Raw genomic sequence first — 22,486 nt, forward strand, 5'->3', positions numbered from 1 at the left:
TGCCATGTTACGTACAATCAACTTCATGGGCGTTCGCAACGTTGCGTTCGGCGTCACCGTGCTCCTTACCGTTCTGGCGTTGTTCAGCTGGTTCCATAAGGGCCTGAACTACGGTCTGGACTTCACCGGCGGTACGCTCATCGAGCTGACCTACGAGAAGCCGGCCGACGTCACCCTGGTGCGCAACGAGCTGGTCAAGGCCGGCTATCACGAAGCCATCGTGCAGAGCTTCGGTGCCACCACCGACCTGCTGGTGCGTATGCCGGGCGAAGACCCGCAACTGGGTCACCAGGTAGCCGAAGCCTTGCAGAAGGTTGGCGGTGACAACCCGGCATCGGTCAAGCGCGTCGAGTTCGTGGGCCCGCAGGTCGGTGAAGAGCTGCGCGACCAGGGCGGCCTCGGCATGCTGATGGCGCTGGTCGGCATCATGATCTACCTGGCATTCCGCTTTCAGTGGAAATTCGGTGTCGGCGCCATTGTGTCGCTGATCCACGACGTGATCGTGACCGTGGGCATCCTGGCGTACTTCCAGATCACCTTCGACCTGACCGTGCTCGCGGCGGTGCTGGCGATCATTGGTTACTCCCTCAACGACACCATCGTGGTATTCGACCGGGTTCGTGAGAACTTCCGGGTACTGCGCAAGGCGTCGTTGATCGAGAACATCAACGTTTCCACCACCCAGACCCTGTTGCGGACCATGGCGACGTCGATCTCCACCTTGCTGGCGATCGCGGCACTGATGATCTTCGGCGGCGACAACCTGTGGGGCTTCTCCCTGGCGCTGTTCATCGGTGTTCTGGCGGGTACCTACTCGTCGATCTACATCGCCAACGTGGTGCTGATCTGGCTGAACCTCAACAGCGAAGACCTGATCCCTCCTGCTGCGACTGGCAAGGAGGTCGACGACCGCCCTTGATGGGCGCTTGTTGATCTGCTGTTACAAAGAAGGCACGAGTATTGAACTCGTGCCTTTTTTTTTGCTCCAAGGCTGGGTATAGCGCGGATCTTTCGGTCCGTTTGTGATGGTCAGGAGGTTCACGTGAACAAGTCGTTGCTGGTTGGTGCGGTATTGGGTGCTGTCGGTGTGACTGCCGGGGGTGCTGTTGCCACCTACAGCCTGGTGAAAAGCGGCCCTGAGTATGCGCAAGTGCTGGCGGTGCAGCCGGTAAAAACCCAGATCAAAACCCCGCGCGAGGTCTGCAAGGACGTCGCAGTGACCCGGCAGAAGCCGGTTCAGGATCAACACCAGATCGTCGGCACGGTAGTCGGCGCACTGGCCGGTGGCCTGTTGGGCAATCAGGTCGGTGGCGGTAATGGCAAGAAGCTGGCTACTGTAGCTGGCGCGGTCGGTGGCGGTTACGCCGGTAACAAGGTTCAGGAAGGTATGCAGAACCGCGATACCTACACCACCACTCAAACCCGTTGTAACACCGTCAATGACATCAGCGACAAGGTGGTCGGTTATGACGTGCGTTACAACCTGGATGGCAAGGAAGGGTCTGTGCGCATGGACCGTGATCCGGGTGGCCAGATTCCAGTCGATAAAGAAGGTCGGCTGATCCTGGGTCAGAACCAGCAGTAATTGATAAGCCTGGCACTGGCCAGGATGTAGGAGCTGGCTTGCGATTGCGGTGGGTCCAGCTGATTAGCTAGCTGGCTGACCGCTATCGCAGGCAAGCCAGCGCCTACATTGGATTGTGGTTGAGTCAGTGGTACTGGGTTTGCCCCCAAATCCCAGGCATAAAAAAAAGCACCCCTCGGGGTGCTTTTTTTGTGCTCGCTCGCTTAGCGTTTCAGCGAAGCCGGCAGGTGCGGCTGGATCGCCGTCAGTACTGCCTTGAAGCATTTGGTGTTGCCGGCAACCACGTGGCCTTTCTCAAGGAAGTCGTGACCGCCGGTGAAGTCGCTCACCAGGCCGCCTGCTTCCTGGATCAGCAGGGCGCCTGCAGCCATGTCCCACTCGGACAGGCCCGATTCCCAGAACGCATCAAAACGACCTGCGGCCACATAGGCCAGGTCCAGGCTGGCGGCACCGGCGCGGCGGATGCCGGCGGTCTGGCCAACCAGGGCGCGGAACATGCCCAGGTAGTTTTCCAGGTTGTCCATCTGGTCGTCACGGAACGGGAAGCCGGTGCCGAGCAGGGCGCCGTCCAGGCTGGTACGGCCGCTGACACGCAGGCGACGACCATTCAGCTGGGCGCCACGGCCACGGCTGGCGGTGAATTCTTCCTGGCGAACCGGGTCGAGTACGACGGCGTGCTCCAGGCGGCCACGGTATTTGCAGGCAATGCTCACCGCAAAGTGTGGGATGCCGCGCAGGAAGTTGGTGGTGCCATCCAGTGGGTCGATGATCCACAGGTAGTCTTCGCCTTCGCCGCTACCTTTGTGCAGGCCGGTTTCTTCACCGAGGATGCCGTGGGTAGGGTAGGCCTTGCGCAGGGCGTCGATGATTTTCTGTTCGGCGGCGCGATCCACCTCGGATACATAATCCTTGGCGTCTTTTTCGTCGACCTTGATGGTATCCAGGCGCTCGATGGAGCGGAAGATCAATTCACTGGCGCTGCGGGCGGCGCGCAGCGCGATATTCAGCATGGGCTGCATGGATGTGTCACCTAAGGTTGTTAAAGAAAGCCGGGCATTCTAGCAGAAACTTTCTTCAGGTGAAGGACGACGTTAGCTTTCATGGCATAACCTTAGGCTGTTCTGTAAGATTTGCTCCCCTTTCCCGTGTCCGAGAGCGCCTCCCTTGCTGCAAAACATTCGTGTCGTCTTGGTCAATACCAGTCATCCCGGCAACATCGGCGGGGTGGCGCGAGCCATGAAAAACATGGGGCTGACGCGCCTGGTGCTGGTCGAACCGCGCGTGTTCCCCCATCACGAGGCTGATGCCCGTGCGTCCGGCGCCAATGACATCCTCGAAAAGGCCCAGGTCGTCGCCACCTTGGAAGACGCCCTGGTCGGTTGCAACCTGGTGCTCGGCACCAGTGCTCGCGATCGCCGCATTCCCTGGCCGCTGCTGGATCCGCGCGAGTGCGGGACCAAGGTCGTGGAAGAGGCGGCTGGCGGCGCTGAGATCGCGCTGGTGTTTGGCCGTGAAGACTCCGGCCTCACCAATGAAGAGCTGCAGCGATGTCATTACCACGTGCACATTCCATCAGACCCGGAGTTCAGCTCGCTGAACCTCGGGGCAGCGGTGCAGGTGTTGAGTTATGAAGTGCGCATGGCCTGGCTGGCTGCAGAAGGGCAGCCGAGCAAGGTCGAGAAGGACGAAGTGGCGTCGACCAAGAGTGGCGAGTTGGCCACCATGGACGAGCTGGAGCGATTCTATGAACACCTGGAGCAAACCCTGGTGGCCATTGAGTTCCTCGATCCGGAAAAACCACGGCACTTGATGGCGCGCCTGCGTCGGTTGTACGGACGCAGCTCGGTCAGCCGGGCGGAAATGAATATATTGCGTGGCATCCTCACGGAAACCCAGAAAGCGGCCCGTGGCGAGCTTCTTAAGCGGAAGGATTAAAAATGTTCGAGCGTTTGCGAGAAGATATCCAGAGTGTTTTCCACCGTGACCCGGCGGCGCGCAACGCCTTTGAAGTGCTGACGTGCTACCCGGGCATGCATGCAATCTGGATCCATCGCCTGTCCGGCGCCCTGTGGGGCATGGGCTGGAAATGGCTGGCGCGGCTGGTGTCGAACTTCGGTCGCTGGCTGACCGGGATCGAAATCCACCCGGGGGCCAAGGTCGGGCGTCGCTTCTTTATCGACCATGGCATGGGCATTGTGATCGGCGAGACGGCTGAAATTGGGGATGACGTAACCCTCTACCAGGGCGTGACCCTCGGTGGTACCAGCTGGAACAAAGGCAAGCGCCACCCAACCCTCGAAGACGGCGTGGTGGTCGGGGCGGGCGCCAAGGTGCTGGGTCCGTTCACGGTCGGCGCGGGCGCCAAGGTCGGCTCCAATGCGGTGGTGACCAAGGCGGTGCCGGCCGGCGCAACCGTGGTCGGCATTCCGGGGCGGATCATCGTCAAGCCGGAAGTCGGCGATGAGCAGGAAGCCAAGCGCAAGGCCATGGCCGAGAAGATCGGCTTCGATGCCTACGGCGTCAGCGAAGACATGCCGGACCCGGTGGCGCGCGCCATCGGCCAGCTGCTCGATCATCTTCAGGCAGTAGATGGCAAGCTGGAGGGCATGTGCGGTGCGCTGAAGGATCTGGGCAGCCCTTACTGTGCGAAAGATCTGCCTGAGTTGCGCGAAGAAGACTTCGCCGAGATCAAGGACGAAGCATCAGCCACCAAGGTAGGCTAGATATTACGGTTGATAGAAATCTCCTGTGGGAGCTGGCTTGCCGGTGATAGCGGTCTGCCAGCTACCCCTTGAGCTGCTGATCCACCGCCAATCGCAGGCTAGCGAGCTCCCACATTTGATCTCCATTGGTCATGAGATCGGGCGTTGACCTTGTTCCTGCTGGTCGTCCCCACCCCGTCCTGCTATGATTCGCGCGCCCTTTTTACGGGTAATCCTGACTAAAGTACTAGGTCTTATAGTTGACTTAAATACTCGGGAATCGCATACTTGCTCCCATTCTGAAACACCTTGGTACTTGTCCATGAGACTGACTACAAAAGGCCGATACGCGGTGACCGCCATGCTTGACCTGGCCTTGCACGCGCAAACTGGGCCGGTGTCCCTGGCCGATATCTCCGAGCGCCAAGGCATTTCCCTGTCCTACCTCGAGCAACTGTTCGCCAAGTTGCGCCGCAGCAACCTGGTTTCCAGCGTGCGTGGGCCGGGCGGCGGCTATCAACTGTCCCGCGACATGCAGGGCATCCAGGTAGCCCAGGTCATCGACGCGGTGAACGAATCCGTCGATGCAACCAAATGTCAGGGTCTGGGTGACTGCCACGCCGGCGACACCTGCCTGACGCACCACCTGTGGTGTGACTTGAGCCTGCAGATCCATGAGTTTTTGAGTGGTATCAGCTTGGCTGATCTTGTGACTCGCCGTGAGGTGCAAGAAGTAGCCCAGCGTCAGGACCAGCGCCGTTGCAACACCAAGGCGCCGCGTCTGGACAAGATTGAAGCGTCCGCCGTCGAGTGACAGCCGCAGAGCTAACGGCACGCCAGCCAGCCTGATTTAGGAGAAAGTCCATGAAATTGCCGATTTACCTTGATTACTCAGCGACCACCCCGGTTGATCCGCGTGTCGCGCAAAAGATGAGTGAATGCCTGCTGGTTGACGGAAACTTCGGCAACCCGGCCTCCCGTTCCCACGTATTCGGTTGGAAAGCCGAGGAAGCGGTCGAGAATGCTCGTCGCCAGGTCGCCGACCTGGTGGGTGCAGATCCGCGTGAAATCGTCTGGACCTCCGGTGCCACCGAGTCCGACAACCTGGCAATCAAGGGCGCGGCGCATTTCTACGCGACCAAGGGCAAGCACCTGATCACCACCAAGATTGAGCACAAGGCTGTCCTCGACACCATGCGCCAACTGGAGCGTGAGGGTTTCGAGGTGACCTACCTCGAGCCAACCACCGACGGTATCGTCACCCCGGCCATGATCGAGGCCGCGCTGCGTGAAGACACCATCCTGGTTTCCGTGATCCACGTGAACAACGAAATCGGCACAATCAACGACATCGCGGCCATTGGCGAGCTGACCCGTTCCAAGGGCATCCTGCTGCACGTCGACGCTGCCCAGTCCACCGGCAAGGTCGACATCGACCTGTCGAAACTGAAAGTCGACCTGATGTCGTTCTCTGCCCACAAGACCTACGGCCCTAAAGGCATCGGCGCGCTCTACGTGAGCCGCAAGCCTCGCGTGCGTATCGAAGCCACCATGCACGGCGGCGGTCACGAGCGCGGCATGCGTTCGGGCACCCTGGCGACCCACCAGATCGTCGGCATGGGCGAAGCTTTTCGCGTAGCCAAGGAAGACATGGCTGCCGAAAACGTGCGCATCAAGGCCCTCAGCGATCGCTTCTACAAGCAGGTCGAGAACCTTGAAGAGCTGTACATCAACGGCAGCATGACCGCCCGTGTACCGCACAACCTGAATTTGAGCTTCAACTACGTCGAAGGCGAGTCGCTGATCATGGCACTCAAGGACCTGGCGGTTTCGTCCGGTTCGGCCTGCACCTCGGCCTCGCTTGAGCCTTCGTATGTCCTGCGCGCCCTGGGCCGCAACGACGAACTGGCACATAGCTCGATCCGCTTTACGTTCGGCCGCTTCACCACCGAAGAACAAGTCGACTACGCCGCGCAGAAAGTCTGCGAGGCCGTCAACAAGCTGCGCGTTTTGTCGCCGCTGTGGGACATGTACAAAGACGGTGTCGATATTTCCAAGATCGAGTGGGCGGCACACTAAATATAGAAGCCGCCACCCAAGCTCTGTAGGAACGTGGCGGAAAACGCAGGCGTTTTTACAGGGTTCCAGAGCGGCCCTGATGAGTGAGGATTCAGTACCATGGCTTACAGCGAAAAGGTCATCGACCACTACGAAAACCCGCGCAACGTCGGCAAGATGAACGCGGAAGACCCTGATGTCGGCACCGGCATGGTCGGCGCTCCGGCGTGCGGCGATGTGATGCGCCTGCAAATCAAGGTTAACGAAGCTGGCGTTATCGAAGACGCCAAATTCAAGACATATGGCTGCGGTTCCGCCATTGCCTCCAGCTCCCTCGCTACCGAGTGGATGAAAGGCAAGACCCTGGATGAGGCTGTCACCATCAGCAACACCCAGCTGGCCGAAGAACTGGCCCTGCCGCCGGTGAAAATTCACTGCTCGGTACTCGCTGAAGACGCCATCAAGGCGGCTGTTCGCGACTACAAGCAGAAGAAAGGCTTGATCTAAGCATTTGGCGACGAGTAAGGAGTCAACGATGGCTATCAGCATGACAGAAGCGGCTGCGCAGCACATTCGCCGCTCCCTGAATGGGCGCGGTAAAGGTGAGGGGATTCGTCTGGGTGTTCGCACCACGGGCTGTTCCGGCCTTGCCTACGTGCTGGAGTTTGTCGACGAGGTGGTTGCGGAAGACCAGGTGTTCGAAAGTCACGGCGAGAAAGTGATTATCGACCCCAAGAGCCTGACCTACCTGGACGGAACCGAGCTCGATTTCGTCAAGGAAGGGTTGAACGAAGGCTTCAAGTTCAACAACCCCAACGTGCGCGGTGAATGTGGCTGCGGCGAAAGCTTCAACATCTGAGGCTATTCGTGGGTACTCCTTGTCATTTCGCTTTATTCGAGCTGCAGCCGAGTTTCCGGCTGGACCTCGAACAGCTGGCCACGCGCTACCGTGAATTGGCGCGTGGCGTGCACCCGGACCGCTTCGCTGACGCTTCCGAGCGTGAGCAACGCCAGGCCCTGGAGCAATCGGCCAGCCTCAACGAAGCCTATCAGACGCTCAAAAGCCCTCCGAAACGCGCGCGTTACCTGCTCGCGATGAACGGTGGCGAGTTGCCGCTGGAAGTCACGGTGCACGACCCAGACTTCCTGATGCAGCAGATGCAGTGGCGCGAAGAGCTCGAAGACTTGCAGGACGAAGCCGATCTGGCGGGTGTCGCGGTCTTCAAGCGTCGTCTGAAAACGGCCCAGGATGAGCTTAACGAAAGCTTCGCAGCCTGTTGGAACGATGCTGCGCAACGCGAACAGGCCGAACGCCTGATGCGGCGCATGCAGTTCCTCGACAAGCTCACCTACGAAGTGCGCCAGTTAGAAGAGCGCCTCGACGATTAACCCAGTGCTGCCCGTGATGCACGCCTGATAGACAGATAAGACCTGATTACCATGGCTCTACTGCAAATCGCCGAACCCGGCCAAAGCCCTCAACCGCACCAGCGTCGCCTGGCGGTGGGGATTGACCTGGGCACCACCAATTCCCTGGTTGCTGCCTTGCGCAGCGGCCTGTCCGAGCCGCTGCCCGACGCCAATGGCCAGGTGATCCTGCCGTCCGCCGTGCGCTATCACGCTGATCGCACCGAAGTGGGCGAGTCGGCGAAGCTGGCCGCGTCTACCGATCCCTTGAACACCGTGCTGTCGGTCAAGCGCTTGATGGGTCGTGGTCTGTCCGACGTCAAGCAATTGGGCGACCAGCTGCCGTACCGCTTTGTCGGTGGCGAATCCCATATGCCGTTCATCGACACTGTCCAGGGGCCGAAGAGCCCGGTGGAAGTGTCGGCCGATATTCTCAAGGTGCTGCGCCAGCGTGCGGAATCCACCTTGGGCGGCGAACTGGTGGGCGCGGTGATCACCGTTCCGGCGTATTTCGATGATGCTCAGCGTCAAGCCACCAAGGACGCGGCGAAACTCGCCGGCCTCAACGTGCTGCGCCTGCTCAACGAGCCGACTGCGGCGGCCGTGGCCTATGGCCTGGATCAGCACGCAGAAGGCCTGGTCGCTATTTATGACCTGGGCGGCGGCACCTTTGATATTTCGATCCTGCGCCTGACCGGCGGTGTCTTCGAAGTGCTGGCCACCGGCGGCGACAGCGCCCTGGGCGGCGATGACTTCGACCACGCCATTGCGGGCTGGATCATCACCAGCGCCGGCTTGTCGGCTGACCTGGATCCGGGCGCGCAACGCAACCTGTTGCAAACCGCCTGTGCGGCCAAGGAAGCGTTGACTGATGCTGCCTCGGTTGAAGTGTCCTACGGCACTTGGTCGGCTCAACTGACCCGCGAAGCCTTCGATGCGTTGATCGAACCGATGGTTGCCCGCAGCCTCAAGGCTTGCCGTCGCGCCGTGCGTGATTCCGGCATTGAGCTGGAAGACGTCGGTGCCGTGGTCATGGTGGGTGGCTCCACCCGTGTACCGCGCGTTCGCGAGGCCGTGGCCGAAGCCTTTGGTCGCCAGCCGCTGACTGAAATCGACCCGGATCAGGTAGTCGCCATTGGTGCTGCGATCCAGGCCGATACCCTGGCTGGGAACAAGCGCGATGGTGGCGAATTGCTGCTGCTCGACGTGATTCCGCTGTCCCTGGGCCTCGAAACCATGGGCGGCCTGATGGAGAAGGTGATTCCACGTAATACCACCATCCCCGTTGCCCGCGCCCAGGACTTCACTACTTACAAAGATGGCCAGACGGCCATGATGATTCATGTGCTCCAAGGCGAGCGCGAGTTGATCAGCGATTGCCGCTCCCTCGCGCGCTTTGAATTGCGCGGCATTCCGGCGATGGTGGCCGGTGCGGCGAAGATTCGCGTGACCTTCCAGGTCGACGCCGATGGCCTGCTCAGTGTCGCTGCGCGCGAACTCGCGTCCGGCGTCGAAGCCAGCATCCAGGTCAAGCCGTCCTACGGCCTGACCGACGGCGAAATCGCCAAGATGCTCAAGGACTCGTTCCAATATGCCGGTGACGACAAGGTCGCCCGCGTATTGCGTGAGCAGCAAGTGGATGCCCAGCGCCTGCTCGAAGCGGTGCAGGGCGCCCTTGAGGCGGATGGCGAGCGCCTGTTGGATGCCGAAGAGCGCATGGTCATCGACCTGCAAATGCAGGAGCTGGCTGAACTGATGAAAGGCAACGATGGTTACGCCATCGAGCAGCAGACCAAGCGCTTGTCGCAGGTCACGGATGCGTTTGCCGCCCGGCGCATGGATCAGACGGTGAAAGCCGCACTGGCCGGGCGCAACCTGAATGAAATCGAGGAATAATTAATGCCGCAGGTCATTTTTCTGCCACACGCCGAGCATTGCCCGGACGGTATGGTCGTGGAGGCTGAGACCGGCAAGTCCATCCTCGAAGTTGCCCATGACAACCACATCGAGATCGAAAGCGCCTGTGGCGGTGTGTGCGCCTGCACTACCTGCCACTGCGTGATTCGCGAGGGTTTCAACTCCCTGGAAGAAGCGGATGAGCTCGAAGAGGACTTTCTGGACCGCGCCTGGGGCCTGGAGGCGACTTCTCGCCTAAGCTGTCAGGCAAAGGTCGGAACTGAAGACATCACCGTCGAAATCCCGAAATATTCCCTCAACCATGCAGCCGAAGCGCCGCATTGATTCAAGGAAATGTCATGAGCCTGAAATGGGTTGATGTACAAGAGATCGCTATACAACTTGCGCAAGCTCACCCGGAGGTCAATCCTCTGACGGTCAACTTCGTCAAGCTGCGCAATCTGGTGATGGAGCTGCCGGACTTCGACGACATCCCCGACCGGGGTGGCGAAAAGGTTCTGGAGGCGATTCAAGGCCTGTGGATCGAAGAAGCAGACTGAACCGCCTTTTTACGCAGTTAGGCAATACCCAATAACCCGCGTATAATTCGCGGGTTTAATTTTTCGTAAATTACCGTTTCTGGAGTTACACCATGGCTGTTCAACGTACTTTCTCCATTATCAAGCCTGACGCTGTTGCAAAAAACGTCATCGGCGAGATCACCACTCGTTTCGAAAAAGCCGGCCTGAAGGTTGTAGCTTCGAAACTCAAGCAACTGTCCAAGGCTGAAGCTGAAGGCTTCTACGCTGAGCACAGCGCTCGTGGCTTCTTCGGTGACCTGGTTGCCTTCATGATCTCCGGTCCTGTTGTTGTTCAGGTCCTGGAAGGCGAAAACGCTATCGCTCTGAACCGTGAGCTGATGGGCGCTACCAACCCTAAAGAAGCAGCTGCCGGCACCATTCGTGCTGATTTCGCTGAGTCCATCGACGCCAACGCTGTACACGGTTCGGACTCCGAAGCCGCTGCTGCTCGCGAAATCGCTTACTTTTTCGCTGCTACTGAAGTAACCGCTCGCTAAGCATCGGCTTAAAGAGTGAGGGTGAATCCATGACTACATCGACTGTTAAAACCAACCTGCTGGGTCTGACTCAACAGGAAATGGAAAAATTCTTCGACTCAATCGGGGAGAAGCGTTTCCGTGCCGGTCAGGTAATGAAGTGGATTCACCACTTTGGCGTCGACGATTTCGATGCCATGACGAACGTCAGCAAGGCTTTGCGCGACAAGCTCAAGGCTATTGCTGAAGTGCGTGGTCCGGAAGTGGTCAGCGAGGACATCTCCAGCGACGGCACCCGTAAATGGGTGGTGCGCGTGGCGTCCGGCAGCTGTGTCGAGACCGTGTACATTCCCCAGGGCAAACGCGGCACCTTGTGCGTTTCGTCCCAGGCAGGCTGTGCCCTGGACTGCAGTTTCTGCTCCACCGGCAAGCAAGGCTTCAATAGCAACCTCACCGCCGCCGAAGTCATCGGCCAGGTGTGGATTGCCAACAAATCCTTTGGCAGCGTCCCGGCAACCGTCGACCGTGCCATCACCAACGTGGTGATGATGGGCATGGGTGAGCCGCTGCTGAACTTCGACAACGTCGTTTCGGCCATGCATCTGATGATGGACGACCTGGGCTACGGCATCTCCAAGCGCCGTGTGACCCTGTCGACCTCCGGCGTGGTGCCGATGATCGATGAGTTGTCCAAGCACATCGACGTCTCCCTGGCGTTGTCGCTGCACGCACCCAATGACGCATTGCGTAACCAATTGGTGCCGATCAACAAGAAGTATCCGCTTAAGATGCTGCTCGAGTCTTGCCAGCGCTATATGTCGTCCCTGGGCGAAAAGCGCGTGCTGACCATTGAGTACACCCTGCTCAAGGACATCAACGACAAGGTCGAACACGCGGTCGAGATGATCGAGTTGCTCAAGAACATCCCGTGCAAGATCAACCTGATTCCGTTCAACCCGTTTCCACATTCTGGCTACGAGCGGCCGAGCAACAACGCCATCCGCCGTTTCCAGGATCAACTGCACCAGGCCGGCTACAACGTCACCGTACGCACCACCCGTGGTGAAGACATCGACGCCGCCTGTGGCCAATTGGTAGGACAGGTGCTGGATCGCACCCGTCGCAGCGAACGTTATATCGCGGTGCGCGAACTGAGCGCCGCCGACGATATGCCACAAAGCGCTGCGAATCGAAACTGAGAGAGGATCTCTATGCCCTTGCGCCTTGCGCTGCTTTTACTGGTGACCGGCCTTGCGGCCGGATGTGTTTCATCGGGACATGAAAGCCCGTTGCAAACCGGTAAAGGCCGTGACGCGGCGCGAGTTGCCTATGTGCAACTGGGGTTGGGGTACCTGCAGCAAGGCATGAGCGAACAGGCCAAGGTGCCATTGAAAAAGGCCCTGGCGCTGGACAGCGACGATGCCGACGTCAACGCGGCATTGGCCCTGGTATTCCAGGCCCAGGCCGAGCCTGAACTGGCCGATCAGTATTTCAACAAAGCCCTGGCCGTCCGGCCTGCCGATCCGCGGTTGCTGAACAATTACGGCAGCTTCCTGTTCGCGCAGCAACGTTATGACCAGGCAGCCGTTAATTTCCAGCAAGCCAGCGCCGATACCCTCTATCCTGAACGCTCGCGGGTGTTCGAGAACCTTGGGGTGACCTCGATGCGCCTCGGCCAGCGCGACAGCGCACGCCAGCAACTGGAAAAAGCCCTGCACTTGAACGGTCGTCAGCCACGCGCGTTGCTCGAAATGGCTGAGTTGTCCTACGAAGACAGGCATTATGTGCCGGCACGTGACTATTACGAGCGTTTTAGCCTGCTCAGCGGGCAAAATGCACGTAGTCTATTGCTCGGTGTGCGCCTGGCGACGGTTCATGAAGAACGCGACACGGCCGCACGTTTTGGCCAGCAACTCGAACGACTCTATCCCGGTACGCCGGAATATCAGCAATACCTGTCGGAGCAATGATGAAAGCGGCGCACCCGGAAGTTGTAGCAGCTAATCGCGTAAACCCAGGCGACACCTTGCGTCAGGCCCGTGAAAGCAATGGTTGGTCGTTGGCGGAAGTGGCCCTCAAGCTCAATTTGACCACCACCTCCCTGGGCAACCTGGAAGCCGGCGCGTTCGACAAGCTGCCTGGGCATACCTTCGCCCGCGGCTACATCCGCGCCTACGCCAAGCTGCTGGGGATCGACCAGGCCGTATTGGTCCAGGAATTCGACCAGTTCACCGGCACCGACTCCCAGGGCAGCAATGTCCACGGCCTGGGCCGCATCGAAGAGCCGGTGCGGGTTTCCCACACGATTTTACGCATTGTCAGCCTGTTGCTGCTGATCGCTGTCATTGGCGGCGGGTTTGTCTGGTGGCAAGACCAGACTTCCCAGCGCTCCAAGGACCTGACCAGCAACGCCATGGAGCACGTCGAAGTCGAAAGCGCCGACGGCACCACCCAGATTCACCCGCTCGATGAGCCAGAGGACCAGGCTGTGGCTGAGAGCCAGGCCGCGCCTGAAGCGCCGGTTGCCACTGAGCCCCCAGCAGCAGAAACCGCACCTGCCGCAACCGCTGCTGTACCAGCACCTGCGACGCCGTCTGCACCCGCTCACACGCCGGCAGCTCCGGCCGCCCAGGCGCACACTCCAGCGACTCCGGCGCAGGCGCCAGCGGCCCCAACGCCGGCCACTCCGGCAGCGCCTGCGATTTCACCGCCTACCGCCCCGGCATTGATCGCGGGTGATGGGCGCGTACAGATCACCTTCATCGCTGACTGCTGGACGCAGGTCACCGATGGCAATGGCAAAGTGCTGTTTAGCGGTCTGAAGCGTAAGGGAGATACTCTTGACCAAGGCGGCAAGCCTCCTTTGACGCTGCGTCTGGGCTTTGCCCGTGGCGCGCAAGTGGCCTACAACGGCCAGCCTGTGGACGTGGCGCCGTTCACCAGTGGCGAGACCGCTCGCCTCAAGTTGGGACAATAGTCATGCACGGCGAATCTCCAATCAAACGTCGCGTATCGCGCAAGATCTGGGTCGGCTCGGTGCCGGTGGGCGGCGATGCCCCCATCGCGGTGCAGAGCATGACCAACAGCGACACCAATGACGTGGCCGCCACCGTTGCCCAGATCAACCGTCTGGAAGCGGCCGGCGTGGACATCGTACGGGTATCCGTGCCGGACATGGATGCTGCCGAAGCCTTCGGTCGCATCAAGCAACTGGTCAAGGTGCCGTTGGTGGCCGACATTCACTTCGACTACAAGATCGCACTGCGCGTAGCCGAACTGGGTGTGGACTGCCTGCGTATCAACCCGGGCAACATCGGTCGCGAAGACCGTGTGCGTGCCGTGGTGGATGCCGCGCGTGATCGCGGCATTCCGATCCGCATCGGCGTCAACGCCGGCTCCCTGGAAAAAGACCTGCAAAAGAAATACGGCGAGCCGACCCCGGCGGCGCTGGTTGAATCGGCGCTGCGCCATGTTGAACACCTTGAACGCCTGAATTTCCAGGACTTCAAGGTCAGCGTGAAGGCCTCCGACGTGTTCATGGCCGTAGAAGCCTACCGCCTGCTGGCCAAGGAAATCGTGCAGCCGCTGCACCTGGGTATCACCGAAGCCGGCGGTTTACGTTCAGGCACAGTGAAATCTGCGGTGGGTCTCGGTATGCTGCTCGCCGAAGGGATTGGCGATACTATCCGCATCTCCCTCGCGGCAGACCCGGTAGAGGAAGTGAAGGTCGGTTACGACATTCTCAAATCCCTGCATTTGCGTTCCCGTGGCATCAACTTCATTGCCTGCCCGAGCTGCTCGCGGCAGAACTTCGACGTGGTGAAAACCATGAACGAACTGGAAGGGCGCCTCGAAGACCTGCTGGTGCCGCTGGATGTCGCGGTAATCGGTTGTGTGGTCAACGGCCCGGGTGAAGCCAAAGAGGCGCACATCGGCTTGACCGGCGGCACACCGAACCTGATCTACATCGACGGCAAGCCGTCGCAGAAGTTGACGAATGACAATCTGGTGGATGAGCTCGAAAGACTGATCCGCGAGAAAGCGGCCGAAAAGGTCGCGGCTGACGCAGCGCTGATCGCGCGCGGCTGATTGAACGAATTTAAGGATTTGATGTGAGCAAGTCTCTGCAAGCCATTCGTGGCATGAACGACATCCTGCCTGAGCAGACGCCCCTGTGGCGTTACTTCGAGAGCACTGTCGCGCGCCTGCTGGATAACTACGGTTACAAGCAGATCCGCATGCCGATCGTCGAGTTCACCGAGCTGTTCAAGCGCTCGATCGGTGAAGTGACCGACATCGTCGAAAAAGAGATGTACACCTTCGAGGACCGCAACGGCGACTCCCTGACCCTGCGTCCGGAAGGCACAGCCGCGTGCGTGCGCGCCGTGCTCGAGCATGGCCTCACCGGTGGCGGCCAGCCACAGAAACTCTGGTACATCGGCCCGATGTTCCGCCACGAGCGCCCGCAGAAAGGCCGTTATCGCCAGTTCCACCAGATCGGCCTGGAGGTGTTCAACCTCGACGGTCCGGACATCGACGCCGAGCTGATCGTGCTGACCTGGCGCCTGTGGGGCCTGCTGGGCATCCGCGATGCGGTCAAGCTTGAGCTCAACAGCCTGGGCACCAGCGAGTCGCGCGGTCGCTATCGCGAGGCCCTGGTCGAATACCTGTCCGCCCACCTGGACAAACTGGATGAAGACAGCCAGCGCCGCCTGAAAACCAACCCGTTGCGCGTCCTTGATACCAAGAACGCCGACACCCAGGCCGTGCTGGTTGATGCGCCGAAAATGGCCGACTACCTGGACGACGAATCCCGACTCCACTTCGAGGGCCTCAAGGCTCGCCTGGAGGCGGCCGGGATTCCGTACGTGATCAACCCGAAGCTGGTACGCGGCCTCGATTACTACAGCAAGACCGTGTTCGAGTGGGTCACCGACAAGCTCGGCGCCCAGGGCACCGTGTGTGCCGGTGGGCGTTACGACGGCCTGGTTGAACAGATGGGCGGCAAGCCGACCGCGGGTGTAGGTTTTGCCATGGGTATCGAGCGGCTGATCCTGCTGCTGGAAACCCTGGAGCAGGTCCCGGAAGAAATCTCCCGTCAGGTGGATGTGTACCTGTGCGCGTTCGGCGAGGCGGCCGAACTGGCAGCCCTGGCCCTGAGCGAAAAGGTTCGCGACCAACTGCCGAACCTGCGCCTGCAGATCAATGCCGGCGCCGGCAGCTTCAAGAGCCAGTTCAAGAAGGCCGACAAGAGCGGTGCGCTGTATGCACTGATCCTCGGCGATGACGAGTTGGCCCAGCAAGTGATAGGTTTCAAACCCCTGCGTGGCCAGGGCGAGCAACAGAACATTGCCTTTGATGCGCTCGCCGCGCACTTGGCCACCTGCGTCGTGCAGGGTTGAAGCTGTCGAACAGCCGAATTTAGCGATTAAGGAGTATTGGGGTGTCGAGTACTGATGATGAGCAACTGGCCGAGTTCAAGGACTGGTGGCAGCGTAACGGCAAGCCCCTGGTTACTGGCGGCCTGCTGGCTTTAGTGGTGGTGTTCGGCTGGCAAGCCTGGACCAAGTATCAGGCCAACCAATCCCAGGGCGCCTCGATCCTCTATCAGCAATTGCTGGAAACCACGTTGACGCCTGACGGCAAACCCGACCCTGCACAAGTAGCGGATCTGGCCGGCAAGCTGAAGAACGAATTTGGCGGTACCACCTACGCCCAGTACGGCAGCCTGTTCGTCGCGAAAGTCGCGGTCGACACCGGCAAGCTGGATGACGCAGCCACCGAGCTGAAGGCCATCGCCGACAAACCGACCAACCCGACCCTGGGTGAAATCGCACGTCAGCGCCTGGCTCAGGTATTGGCGGCGCAGAACAAGGCTGACGAAGCACTCAAACTGCTCGACGGCGATGCTGACAAGGCATTTGTAGCCACTCGCGAAGAGCTCAAGGGCGACCTGTTGGTCCAATTGGGTCGTACCGACGAAGCCAATGCTGCGTACCAAAAAGCCAAGGCGGCGCTGTCTGATGAAGCGGCGGTCGGTGGCTTACAAATCAAGCTGGACGACTTGGCCAAAGGGGATGCGTGACGTGATCCGTTGGAAACATGCAGCATTGCTGGCTCTGGCCGTTCTGGCCGCGGGTTGCAGCAGCAACAGTAAAAAAGAACTGCCTCCGGCCGAGCTGACCAGCTTCAAGGAAGAAGTGGTCCTGCAAAAGCAGTGGAGCCGCTCCATCGGTGACGGTCAGGGCGACACCTACAACATGTTGGTACCGGCAATCGACGGTGACAACATTGTGGCCGCTGACGTGACCGGCGTCGTGATCTCCATGGATCGCATGAACGGCGACGTGAAGTGGAAGAAAGACCTCGAATTGCCTGTGTCCGGCGCCGTTGGCGTGGGTTATGGCCTGGTGATGCTCGGCACGCTCAAGGGCGAAGTCGTGGCGCTGGATTCCAGCACCGGTGAAGAGAAATGGCGCGCTCGCGTGACCAGTGAGGTTCTCGCACCGCCTGCCACCAACGGCGATATCGTCGTGGTGCAGACCCAGGACGACCGTGTGATCGGCCTCGACGCCAGCACCGGTGAACAGCGCTGGTTGTACGACAGCACCCCGGCGGTACTGACGTTGCGCGGTACCAGTGGTCCGATTGTGACCAACAATCTGGCCGTTGCAGGCCTGTCGACCGGTAAAGTGGTCGCCCTCGATACCCAGAACGGCGTGCCGGCCTGGGAAACCCGTGTGGCCATCCCGCAAGGTCGTTCGGAACTCGATCGCGTGGTCGACATCGATGGTGGCTTGCTGCTGTCGGGTGAAACGATCTACGTCGCCACTTACCAGGGCCGTGTAGCGGCGCTGGACCTGCAGAGCGGTCGCGTCAACTGGCAGCGTGATGCTTCCAGCTACGCGGGTGTCGCCCAAGGGTTTGGCAGCGTCTACGTCAGCCTGGCATCCGGCACCGTTGAAAGTGTGGATGAGCGCACCACCACTGCGCTGTGGAGCAACGACTCGCTGGCCCGCCGTCAACTGTCGGCACCGGAAGTGTTCTCCAGCTACGTGGCTGTTGGCGACTTCGAAGGCTACCTGCACCTGCTGAGCCAGGTGGACGGTCGCTTTGTAGGTCGTGAGCGTATCGACAGCGACGGCCTGCGTGCCCGTCCGCTGGTCGTGGGTAACATGCTTTATGTGTTTGGCAACAGCGGTAAGCTGGAAGCCCTGACCATCAAGTAAGAACTATGCTTGGGGTAACCCCCAGGCGGCCCCGTTTCGGCGGGGCATGCGGCATTTGAATATGCTGCCCCGAGCACCAGCCGCTGCCTTGCAGCGGCTTTTGTATTTTCTGAAATAACGAAGTGGAGAGCCGCATGGTTCCCGTAATCGCCCTGGTGGGCCGACCAAACGTCGGCAAGTCCACCTTGTTCAACCGCCTGACCAGGACTCGCGACGCCATCGTCGGCGACTTGTCCGGTCTGACCCGTGATCGCCAATACGGTGAGGCAAAGTGGCAAGGGCGCTCCTACATTATTGTCGACACCGGTGGTATCTCCGGTGACGAGCATGGCATGGACGAAAAAATGGCCGAGCAGTCGCTGCTGGCCATTGAAGAAGCCGATGTCGTGTTGTTCCTGGTGGACGCCCGTGCGGGCTACACCGCTGCCGACCAGATGATTGGCGAGCACCTGCGCAAGCGCAACAAGCGTTCCTACGTGGTCGCCAACAAGATCGACAACATCGATCCTGAATTGGCCCGTGCCGAATTCAGCCCGATGGGCCTGGGCGACGCGATCCCGATCGCCGGTGCACACGGTCGCGGCATCACCCAGATGCTGGAAATTGCCCTGAGCAGCTTCCCCAAGGATGACGCTGAGGAAGAAGAGGGCGAGGAAGAGATCGTCGCCGAGGGTGAGGAAGCCAAGCGCATTCCTGGCCCGAGCGAAAAAGACGGTATCAAGATCGCCATCATCGGCCGTCCGAACGTGGGCAAGTCGACCCTGGTCAACCGCATGCTCGGTGAAGACCGGGTTATCGTGTATGACCAACCCGGCACCACGCGCGACAGTATCTACATCCCGTTCGAGCGTAACGACGAGAAGTACACGCTGATCGACACCGCCGGTGTGCGCAAGCGCGGCAAGATCCACGAGGAAGTTGAAAAGTTCTCCGTGGTGAAAACCCTGCAGGCGATCAAAGACGCCAACGTGGTGATCTTCGTGATGGACGCCCGCGAAGGCGTGGTGGACCACGACCTCAACTTGCTGGGCTTTGCCCTGGAAGCCGGTCGCGCCTTGGTAATCGCGATCAACAAGTGGGACGGCATGACGCCGAGCGAGCGCGATTTCGTCAAGATCGAGCTGCAGCGCCGACTGTTCTTCGTCGAGTTCGCCGACATCCACTTCATCTCGGCACTGCACGGTACCGGCGTGGGCAACCTCTACGCATCCGTACAGAACTCATTCAAGTCCGCGGTCACCCGCTGGCCGACCAACCGCCTGACCCAGATCCTCGAAGACGCGGTGGGCGAACACGCGCCACCGATGGTCAACAACCGCCGGATCAAACTGCGTTACGCCCACTTGGGTGGTGCCAACCCGCCGATTATCGTGATCCACGGTAACCAGATCGAGAAGGTGCCAAAGTCCTATGTGCGTTACCTGGAGAACACCTACCGCCGTGTCCTGAAGCTGGTCGGTACACCGATCCGCATCGAGTTCAAGGGCGGCGAGAACCCATACGAAGGCAACAAGAACACACTGACTGACCGTCAGGTGAACAAGAAGCGTCGTTTGATGACTCACCACAAGAAGGCCGACAAGAAGCGCCGCGACAAGCGATAGCAGCAGCTTCAAGTCGTCAGCTACAGGCTGCAAGAGAGGGCTCCTTTGGAGCCCTTTTTTGTGCCTGGCAGTTTGTCGCTTGACCTGCTTGCAGCTTGCAGCTTAAAACTTGGGGCTCACCTGCAGGGGCCTCCGATGATCACCAGTAAGCTGCCAAATGTCGGCACGACCATTTTCACCACCATGTCGCAACTCGCTGCCGAAACCGGCGCGCTCAACCTGTCCCAGGGCTTTCCCGATTTCAATGGCCCGCAGGGTTTGCTCGACGCGGTAGGCAAGCATATCGCTCTTGGCCATAACCAATATGCGCCGATGACCGGGCTGCCCGTGTTGCGTCAGCAAGTAGCCGCCAAGATCGCCCGCAGCTACGGCGCCACGGTGAATGCGGACACTGAAGTGACCATCACCCCAGGCGCCACCGAGGCGATCTTCTGCGCGATCCAGGCAGTGATTCGCAGTGGTGACGAAGTCATCGTCTTCGATCCCTGCTACGACAGCTACGAGCCCTCGGTCGAACTGGCTGGTGGCCGTTGCGTGCATGTGCAACTGAGCCTGCAAGGCTTTGCGCTCGACTTCGAAAAGATCAAGGCCGCGCTGTCATCGCGCACGCGCATGATCATCCTCAACACCCCGCACAACCCCACCGGTGCGCTGATCAGCCGCGCCGAGCTGGACCAGTTGGCCGAATTGATCCGCGACCGCGATATCTATCTGGTCAGCGATGAAGTCTACGAGCACCTGGTATTCGATGGTGTGCCCCACGTCAGCGTGCTGGCCCATGAAGAGCTGTACCGGCGCGCCTTCGTGGTCAGCTCCTTCGGCAAGACCTACCACGTCACCGGCTGGAAAACCGGCTACGTGGTCGCGCCACCGGCCCTTAGCGCCGAACTGCGCAAGGTGCATCAATATGTCAACTTTTGCGGCGTAACGCCTTTGCAGTACGCTCTGGCGGACTTCATGGCCGAACACCCGGAGCACGTCGAGGAACTGCCGGCCTTTTATCAGGCCAAGCGCGACCTGTTCTGTGATCTGCTGGCGCCGTCGCGTTTGAGCTTTACCCGGGTGACCGGCACCTACTTCCAACTGGTGGATTACTCACAGATTCGCCCGGACTTGGATGACGTCGCCATGTCGCTGTGGATGACCCGCGAACACGGTGTGGCGACCATTCCGGTCTCGGTGTTCTATCAGGATCCACCCCAAGGCCAGCGCCTGGTGCGCCTGTGCTTTGCCAAACGCGAGGAGACGCTGCAGCAGGCAGCGGAAAAACTATGCGCGATCTGAGTGCACTGCCCGACCTGAACATTGCCTTGGTCCAGACCAGCCTGGTGTGGCATGACCGTCAGGCCAACCTCGAGCATTTCGAGCTGTTGCTGGAGCAGGCGCGCGGCGCCGACCTGATCGTGTTGCCGGAGATGTTCACTACCGGCTTCTCCATGGAGTCGGCCACCCTCGCCGAACCGGAAAACGGCCCTACCCATCATTGGCTCAAGGCCCAGGCGAAGAAGTACAACGCGGTAATTACCGGCAGCGTGATCATCCAGGCCGCCGACGGCAGCCATCGCAATCGCCTGCTGTGGGCGCGGCCGGATGGCGAGGTGCTGCACTACGACAAGCGTCATCTGTTTCGTATGGCCGGTGAACACAATCACTACACCCCCGGCGAGCGCCAGGTGCAGTTCGAATTGAAAGGCTGGCGTGTTCGGCCGCTGATTTGCTACGACCTGCGCTTCCCGGTGTGGAGTCGGGATGCCCAGGACACTGACTTGCTGCTGTACACCGCCAATTGGCCAGGGGCGCGGCGCCAGCACTGGAACCGGTTGTTGCCGGCGCGGGCTATCGAAAACCTGTGTTACGTGGCGGCAGTGAATCGGGTTGGTACCGACGGCAAGGGTTTTGCCTACACCGGTGACAGCCAGGTGCTGGATTTCCAGGGCGAGACCGTGCTGAGTGCGGGGGAGGCGGATGGGGTTTTTCAAGTTCGTCTTGAGGCCGGGGAGCTGGCGGATTATCGCACTCGGTTTCCTGCCAATTTGGACGCCGACACGTTTCACTTGGGCTGATGGGGCGATGTTGAGTACGGGTACCTCGACCTTCCAGTCGAGGTACCAGGGGATTAGCTTTTAGAGGGCAAATTCGCTGCTTCGAATGGCCGCGTAGTAGTTCTTGCTTTGCTGGGCGATGTCTTTGGCTTCTGTGCTGTTGGGATCAAGTGTTCGATATTGCTCATAAAACTTGTGTCCCAAACCTCCTTTTTGTCCGGACGTTTCTTCCAGCTGCTTGCAATAATCCTCTCCCAACATGGATTTGGCGGTACTTGGATTCATCTTTCCAAAGATCATTGCAGGTGTGATGACTTGCATTTCACAATTGCCGCCGGCCTCGGATTTATAGGTGGCATTGATGCCGCTGTAACCGAGTGGGTCTACATCTCCATCAATTCTTTTTATATTGATGCCGCCTTTTTTTTCCAGATCGGAAACCACGTTGTCTACTTTTTCGCTATTGATAATGACGGTCGTGCGGGTGAGGTCTTTGATTTTGCCCATGTCGCCGCCGTAGTCATTATTTATTTTGGTCAATGCTCGATCAATTGTTTTCATCGGGGCGGTAATTAACTTGCCGCCATAATCTTTAGCTATTTTTTTGGAAAAATCATCGTTTTCCGATTTCGAGGTGTACATCTTTTCGTAGATGAACGTTCCCAGCTTGGTATGCCCTTTTTTTATACCCAAACGTTCAGGGTCACTATTGTTTGTAGGCGGGAGGGTTTCTTTATTGTCCGTTGACCATTCGTTTGGCCTTTGCTGTCGGGGGCTTGCTTGTTGTGCAGGCGTGTGCGCGATAAAGGGGTTGCTGGCTGGATGAGAAGGAGCGGTCGTAATCATGAGCGAGTGCTCTCACTGTGATTATTATCTTGCGGATCAATACGGAAGATTTCATCAGAG

The 22,486-nt window shown here is 59.6% G+C and carries 25 protein-coding genes; 23 read left to right on the top strand and 2 right to left on the bottom strand.

What is annotated here, in order from left to right:
* The first annotated feature begins 4 nt into the window (after positions 1-4).
* Positions 5-919: a protein translocase subunit SecF gene (gene secF, locus C9990_RS05080; protein ID WP_065908613.1), complete on the top strand. Its 915-nt coding sequence runs from the start codon at positions 5-7 to the stop codon at positions 917-919.
* 123 nt (positions 920-1,042) lie between these two features.
* Entirely contained in the window at positions 1,043-1,585 is a 543-nt protein-coding gene (locus C9990_RS05085) for a glycine zipper 2TM domain-containing protein (RefSeq protein ID WP_065908615.1), read from the top strand.
* 203 nt (positions 1,586-1,788) lie between these two features.
* On the opposite strand, the gene suhB is transcribed toward C9990_RS05085, so the two are convergent.
* Complete coding sequence (gene suhB / locus C9990_RS05090; RefSeq protein WP_003175971.1) at positions 1,789-2,604, bottom strand: inositol-phosphate phosphatase; 816 nt, start codon at positions 2,602-2,604, stop codon at positions 1,789-1,791.
* 145 nt (positions 2,605-2,749) lie between these two features.
* Between suhB and trmJ the strand changes: the two genes are divergently transcribed.
* From trmJ to C9990_RS05195, 21 genes are all read left to right on the top strand, one after another.
* A complete protein-coding gene (gene trmJ, locus C9990_RS05095) occupies positions 2,750-3,520 on the top strand; it encodes a tRNA (cytosine(32)/uridine(32)-2'-O)-methyltransferase TrmJ (protein ID WP_003210307.1) in 771 nt (256 codons plus the stop codon).
* A gap of 2 nt (positions 3,521-3,522) precedes the next feature.
* Positions 3,523-4,308 (top strand): serine O-acetyltransferase, encoded by a 786-nt coding sequence (gene cysE / locus C9990_RS05100; RefSeq protein WP_106802683.1) that lies wholly within the window; start codon positions 3,523-3,525, stop codon positions 4,306-4,308.
* A gap of 301 nt (positions 4,309-4,609) precedes the next feature.
* Positions 4,610-5,101, top strand: a complete 492-nt coding sequence (iscR, locus tag C9990_RS05105) for a Fe-S cluster assembly transcriptional regulator IscR (protein ID WP_003194020.1) — start codon at positions 4,610-4,612, stop codon at positions 5,099-5,101.
* A gap of 50 nt (positions 5,102-5,151) precedes the next feature.
* On the top strand, positions 5,152-6,366 hold the full coding sequence (locus C9990_RS05110) for an IscS subfamily cysteine desulfurase (RefSeq protein WP_017530022.1): 1,215 nt from the start codon (positions 5,152-5,154) through the stop codon (positions 6,364-6,366).
* A gap of 99 nt (positions 6,367-6,465) precedes the next feature.
* Positions 6,466-6,852, top strand: a complete 387-nt coding sequence (gene iscU, locus C9990_RS05115; RefSeq protein ID WP_003209682.1) for a Fe-S cluster assembly scaffold IscU — start codon at positions 6,466-6,468, stop codon at positions 6,850-6,852.
* Between the two features lie 28 nt (positions 6,853-6,880).
* Positions 6,881-7,204 carry an iron-sulfur cluster assembly protein IscA gene (iscA, locus tag C9990_RS05120; protein WP_003175963.1) on the top strand — a complete coding sequence of 108 codons (324 nt, stop codon included), beginning with the start codon at positions 6,881-6,883 and terminating at the stop codon, positions 7,202-7,204.
* Positions 7,205-7,212: 8 nt separating this feature from the next.
* Positions 7,213-7,734, top strand: a complete 522-nt coding sequence (gene hscB, locus C9990_RS05125; RefSeq protein WP_106802684.1) for a co-chaperone HscB — start codon at positions 7,213-7,215, stop codon at positions 7,732-7,734.
* 51 nt (positions 7,735-7,785) lie between these two features.
* Positions 7,786-9,648 carry a Fe-S protein assembly chaperone HscA gene (gene hscA, locus C9990_RS05130; protein ID WP_106802685.1) on the top strand — a complete coding sequence of 621 codons (1,863 nt, stop codon included), beginning with the start codon at positions 7,786-7,788 and terminating at the stop codon, positions 9,646-9,648.
* A gap of 3 nt (positions 9,649-9,651) precedes the next feature.
* A complete protein-coding gene (gene fdx / locus C9990_RS05135; RefSeq protein WP_015885743.1) occupies positions 9,652-9,993 on the top strand; it encodes an ISC system 2Fe-2S type ferredoxin in 342 nt (113 codons plus the stop codon).
* 14 nt (positions 9,994-10,007) lie between these two features.
* Positions 10,008-10,208: a Fe-S cluster assembly protein IscX gene (gene iscX / locus C9990_RS05140; RefSeq protein WP_065908623.1), complete on the top strand. Its 201-nt coding sequence runs from the start codon at positions 10,008-10,010 to the stop codon at positions 10,206-10,208.
* A 92-nt stretch (positions 10,209-10,300) separates the two neighbouring features.
* Positions 10,301-10,726, top strand: a complete 426-nt coding sequence (gene ndk / locus C9990_RS05145; RefSeq protein ID WP_060754319.1) for a nucleoside-diphosphate kinase — start codon at positions 10,301-10,303, stop codon at positions 10,724-10,726.
* Positions 10,727-10,755: 29 nt separating this feature from the next.
* Positions 10,756-11,904: a 23S rRNA (adenine(2503)-C(2))-methyltransferase RlmN gene (gene rlmN, locus C9990_RS05150; protein WP_065908625.1), complete on the top strand. Its 1,149-nt coding sequence runs from the start codon at positions 10,756-10,758 to the stop codon at positions 11,902-11,904.
* 12 nt (positions 11,905-11,916) lie between these two features.
* Entirely contained in the window at positions 11,917-12,675 is a 759-nt protein-coding gene (pilW, locus tag C9990_RS05155; protein ID WP_065908627.1) for a type IV pilus biogenesis/stability protein PilW, read from the top strand.
* Positions 12,675-13,682 carry a RodZ family helix-turn-helix domain-containing protein gene (locus C9990_RS05160; RefSeq protein WP_106802686.1) on the top strand — a complete coding sequence of 336 codons (1,008 nt, stop codon included), beginning with the start codon at positions 12,675-12,677 and terminating at the stop codon, positions 13,680-13,682. Before pilW ends, C9990_RS05160 begins: the two co-directional genes overlap by 1 nt.
* Before the next feature lie 2 nt (positions 13,683-13,684).
* The gene (gene ispG / locus C9990_RS05165) at positions 13,685-14,794 is read left to right on the top strand and encodes a flavodoxin-dependent (E)-4-hydroxy-3-methylbut-2-enyl-diphosphate synthase (RefSeq protein ID WP_025859271.1); all 1,110 of its coding nucleotides are present in this window, start codon (positions 13,685-13,687) and stop codon (positions 14,792-14,794) included.
* 23 nt (positions 14,795-14,817) lie between these two features.
* Positions 14,818-16,107 (top strand): histidine--tRNA ligase, encoded by a 1,290-nt coding sequence (gene hisS, locus C9990_RS05170; protein ID WP_065908631.1) that lies wholly within the window; start codon positions 14,818-14,820, stop codon positions 16,105-16,107.
* Positions 16,108-16,148: 41 nt separating this feature from the next.
* A complete protein-coding gene (locus tag C9990_RS05175; protein WP_065908632.1) occupies positions 16,149-16,790 on the top strand; it encodes a tetratricopeptide repeat protein in 642 nt (213 codons plus the stop codon).
* The gene (gene bamB, locus C9990_RS05180) at positions 16,783-17,934 is read left to right on the top strand and encodes an outer membrane protein assembly factor BamB (RefSeq protein WP_065908633.1); all 1,152 of its coding nucleotides are present in this window, start codon (positions 16,783-16,785) and stop codon (positions 17,932-17,934) included. Before C9990_RS05175 ends, bamB begins: the two co-directional genes overlap by 8 nt.
* A 134-nt stretch (positions 17,935-18,068) precedes the next feature.
* A complete protein-coding gene (der, locus tag C9990_RS05185; protein WP_065908635.1) occupies positions 18,069-19,538 on the top strand; it encodes a ribosome biogenesis GTPase Der in 1,470 nt (489 codons plus the stop codon).
* Between the two features lie 135 nt (positions 19,539-19,673).
* On the top strand, positions 19,674-20,822 hold the full coding sequence (locus C9990_RS05190; RefSeq protein WP_065908636.1) for a pyridoxal phosphate-dependent aminotransferase: 1,149 nt from the start codon (positions 19,674-19,676) through the stop codon (positions 20,820-20,822).
* Positions 20,810-21,601 (top strand): amidohydrolase, encoded by a 792-nt coding sequence (locus C9990_RS05195; protein WP_106802687.1) that lies wholly within the window; start codon positions 20,810-20,812, stop codon positions 21,599-21,601. Before C9990_RS05190 ends, C9990_RS05195 begins: the two co-directional genes overlap by 13 nt.
* A 60-nt stretch (positions 21,602-21,661) precedes the next feature.
* Here C9990_RS05195 and C9990_RS05200 read toward each other — a convergent pair whose 3' ends face one another.
* Positions 21,662-22,426, bottom strand: a complete 765-nt coding sequence (locus tag C9990_RS05200; protein ID WP_157955046.1) for a hypothetical protein — start codon at positions 22,424-22,426, stop codon at positions 21,662-21,664.
* Positions 22,427-22,486: the final 60 nt, after the last annotated feature.

Source organism: Pseudomonas sp. S5D5, assembly GCF_003013355.1.
In the GTDB taxonomy this organism is placed as follows: Bacteria; Pseudomonadota; Gammaproteobacteria; order Pseudomonadales; family Pseudomonadaceae; genus Aquipseudomonas; species Aquipseudomonas aylmerensis.

Excerpts from the sequence above, each read along its gene's own strand:
- suhB (WP_003175971.1), bottom strand. The coding sequence starts at position 2,604 with ATGCAGCCCATGCTGAATATCGCGCTGCGCGCCGCCCGCAGCGCCAGT.
- C9990_RS05110 (WP_017530022.1), top strand. The coding sequence starts at position 5,152 with ATGAAATTGCCGATTTACCTTGATTACTCAGCGACCACCCCGGTTGAT.
- pilW (WP_065908627.1), top strand. The coding sequence starts at position 11,917 with ATGCCCTTGCGCCTTGCGCTGCTTTTACTGGTGACCGGCCTTGCGGCC.
- iscR (WP_003194020.1), top strand. The coding sequence starts at position 4,610 with ATGAGACTGACTACAAAAGGCCGATACGCGGTGACCGCCATGCTTGAC.
- fdx (WP_015885743.1), top strand. The coding sequence starts at position 9,652 with ATGCCGCAGGTCATTTTTCTGCCACACGCCGAGCATTGCCCGGACGGT.
- C9990_RS05200 (WP_157955046.1), bottom strand. The coding sequence starts at position 22,426 with ATGATTACGACCGCTCCTTCTCATCCAGCCAGCAACCCCTTTATCGCG.
- secF (WP_065908613.1), top strand. The coding sequence starts at position 5 with ATGTTACGTACAATCAACTTCATGGGCGTTCGCAACGTTGCGTTCGGC.
- cysE (WP_106802683.1), top strand. The coding sequence starts at position 3,523 with ATGTTCGAGCGTTTGCGAGAAGATATCCAGAGTGTTTTCCACCGTGAC.
- der (WP_065908635.1), top strand. The coding sequence starts at position 18,069 with ATGGTTCCCGTAATCGCCCTGGTGGGCCGACCAAACGTCGGCAAGTCC.
- C9990_RS05190 (WP_065908636.1), top strand. The coding sequence starts at position 19,674 with ATGATCACCAGTAAGCTGCCAAATGTCGGCACGACCATTTTCACCACC.
- rlmN (WP_065908625.1), top strand. The coding sequence starts at position 10,756 with ATGACTACATCGACTGTTAAAACCAACCTGCTGGGTCTGACTCAACAG.
- iscU (WP_003209682.1), top strand. The coding sequence starts at position 6,466 with ATGGCTTACAGCGAAAAGGTCATCGACCACTACGAAAACCCGCGCAAC.
- bamB (WP_065908633.1), top strand. The coding sequence starts at position 16,783 with ATGCGTGACGTGATCCGTTGGAAACATGCAGCATTGCTGGCTCTGGCC.
- ndk (WP_060754319.1), top strand. The coding sequence starts at position 10,301 with ATGGCTGTTCAACGTACTTTCTCCATTATCAAGCCTGACGCTGTTGCA.
- hscA (WP_106802685.1), top strand. The coding sequence starts at position 7,786 with ATGGCTCTACTGCAAATCGCCGAACCCGGCCAAAGCCCTCAACCGCAC.
- ispG (WP_025859271.1), top strand. The coding sequence starts at position 13,685 with ATGCACGGCGAATCTCCAATCAAACGTCGCGTATCGCGCAAGATCTGG.
- C9990_RS05160 (WP_106802686.1), top strand. The coding sequence starts at position 12,675 with ATGAAAGCGGCGCACCCGGAAGTTGTAGCAGCTAATCGCGTAAACCCA.
- iscX (WP_065908623.1), top strand. The coding sequence starts at position 10,008 with ATGAGCCTGAAATGGGTTGATGTACAAGAGATCGCTATACAACTTGCG.
- iscA (WP_003175963.1), top strand. The coding sequence starts at position 6,881 with ATGGCTATCAGCATGACAGAAGCGGCTGCGCAGCACATTCGCCGCTCC.
- C9990_RS05195 (WP_106802687.1), top strand. The coding sequence starts at position 20,810 with ATGCGCGATCTGAGTGCACTGCCCGACCTGAACATTGCCTTGGTCCAG.